This window comes from Priestia sp. JSM ZJ58, from assembly GCF_044383985.1.
GTDB classification, from domain to species: Bacteria; Bacillota; Bacilli; order Bacillales; family Bacillaceae_H; genus Priestia; species Priestia zanthoxyli.
Window position 1 is genome coordinate 1 of the sequence record NZ_JBISEM010000019.1, and the last position, 1,773, is coordinate 1,773.

Below are 1,773 nucleotides of genomic sequence, written 5' to 3' on the forward strand. Positions count from 1 at the left end.
TATATTATATTTCACAGAACTATTTAACAAAATAGATTATTTATTATAAAATTTCAAGTAGCCGAACGGCTAGAGGTGAAAATGAGCGGAATTAAAAGTTTTTTTCAAGAATATCAACCTGTTTGTGATGTTATTTGTTGCCTTTTGGGTAACGAATGGCGAGTCAATAAAATTAAATCATGGGATCTATGCGTTGTTTTAACATCGCCTAAATATAAAGATTATTCAATATATTTTAGACGTGAAAAAGGGCGAGTGAATATATCAGGTTCAATCTATAGTCGCCTTTTTCGCTATTCCTGCAATTCTTGTACTGTCTCAGAAAATCGAAATCCAAAACATATAGCAAATGATATTAAACGAAAAATATTAATTAACATTGATGAAGAAATAAAAAAGCATATTAATAATTTAAAATCTCATAATGAAAATTTAGAAGAAGATAAAATATTGAAAGGATTAATATCAAGATTCGGAAAATTAAATAACTATTACAATGCATTTACTGGTTTTCATTTGAATAATGGTATTAAAGGAGAAGTAAATAGACGATATAGAGGAAAGCAGCAGCTAGTTATTGAAGATTTAGATATAGATAATTTAATTAAAATCATTGGTTTTGTATCCAATTTGAGTTAAAAATATTTAATTATCAAGGGGCTTCCTGAGTATAGGATGCCCTCAAAAAAAGGATATATGAATGTTTATCAAAGGTCTTTTATTAGTTGCTTTAACATTGATAACTATTAGATTAGGGATCGCTTTACTAAGCAAGGAAAGTACAAGTCTTGTAAAGTTAGCTGGTTGGGTATGTATTGTGATAGCTATTACCGTGTTTATTAGGCTAACTTTTCAGATTTAACTGCTATTTAGTTTTTATGTTGAAGATACATCATCAACTAGATAAAAAGTAATAGGCTACATGTGTAAATGGAGTGTTAATATGGGCAGATTTAAGTTAGGTGATAAAGTTAAGGTAATTAAAGACTTACTTGGTTCTAAACTTGAAGGTTATGAATGCAAAGTAATAAATATTGACAATGACTATGAGCTAAACATTGGTGTATCGTTCCATGATGGAAGTGAGACTTTTTTTTCACAAAATGAATTAGAGTTAATTCAACTTTAATTCATGCTTTAGGGGGAGTTATGGAACAAGTGTACATGGCAAGAACGGGCGGAACAGTAAGAAGTAGTCTGATTGTTTACCGTGACGGATTAAAAATAAAAATGCATTATTTAGTTTTAGGTCGAACTAATCCAAGTAAAGCGGAGCGTTTAAAAGGTGCGAAATGCAAACGTTTTAAACTACTCGACAATCAATTTTCATTTAATAACATTGATGATATCAAACAAAATGGAATGGATACGAAGAAGCACGCTGAACGTTTTGTCAGTGAGTTTTATCAATTGATATTCAATGAAGTAGATGATGTTAAAATCACTGAAAAACCGATAAAGGAACTCACTGAGCAATTTATCAGTGAGTATTTGAATAGAGATTAAAAATGAAAAAATTTAGCATGATATTTATTACTTTTTTAATTTCAATTGTGTTGATTTATCTATGGATTTTAGTGTCAAATAAACTGTATTTAACTGTTTATACAACATTATTTAATCATATAAATATAAGTACAGACCCCATCAATGCACTGATAGCCGTTACCATAACCTTGTTTATTTTTGTTATGGTATTGCATTTATTGCTAGTCTGTTTATTTATTCTAATTAAGCGGTTATTTAAAGTTAAATCTATTTTTAGTTTGTCTA

Annotated in this window: 3 protein-coding genes; all 3 read left to right on the plus strand. The window is 28.9% G+C overall.

Annotation, left to right across the window (positions count from 1 at the left end; translation table 11 throughout):
• Positions 1-81 precede the first annotated feature (81 nt).
• The 3 genes from ACH6EI_RS27665 to ACH6EI_RS27675 all read left to right on the plus strand — a co-directional run bounded on the left by ACH6EI_RS27665 (position 82) and on the right by ACH6EI_RS27675 (position 1,506).
• Entirely contained in the window at positions 82-639 is a 558-nt protein-coding gene (locus tag ACH6EI_RS27665) for a hypothetical protein (protein ID WP_278030802.1), read from the plus strand.
• Positions 640-943: 304 nt separating this feature from the next.
• Positions 944-1,129, plus strand: a complete 186-nt coding sequence (locus tag ACH6EI_RS27670) for a hypothetical protein (RefSeq protein ID WP_272664118.1) — start codon at positions 944-946, stop codon at positions 1,127-1,129.
• 20 nt (positions 1,130-1,149) lie between these two features.
• Positions 1,150-1,506, plus strand: a complete 357-nt coding sequence (locus ACH6EI_RS27675) for a hypothetical protein (RefSeq protein WP_272664116.1) — start codon at positions 1,150-1,152, stop codon at positions 1,504-1,506.
• Positions 1,507-1,773: the final 267 nt, after the last annotated feature.

Coding starts and splice junctions, on each gene's coding strand:
- ACH6EI_RS27665 (WP_278030802.1), top strand. CDS start 82: ATGAGCGGAATTAAAAGTTTTTTTCAAGAATATCAACCTGTTTGTGAT.
- ACH6EI_RS27670 (WP_272664118.1), top strand. CDS start 944: ATGGGCAGATTTAAGTTAGGTGATAAAGTTAAGGTAATTAAAGACTTA.
- ACH6EI_RS27675 (WP_272664116.1), top strand. CDS start 1,150: ATGGAACAAGTGTACATGGCAAGAACGGGCGGAACAGTAAGAAGTAGT.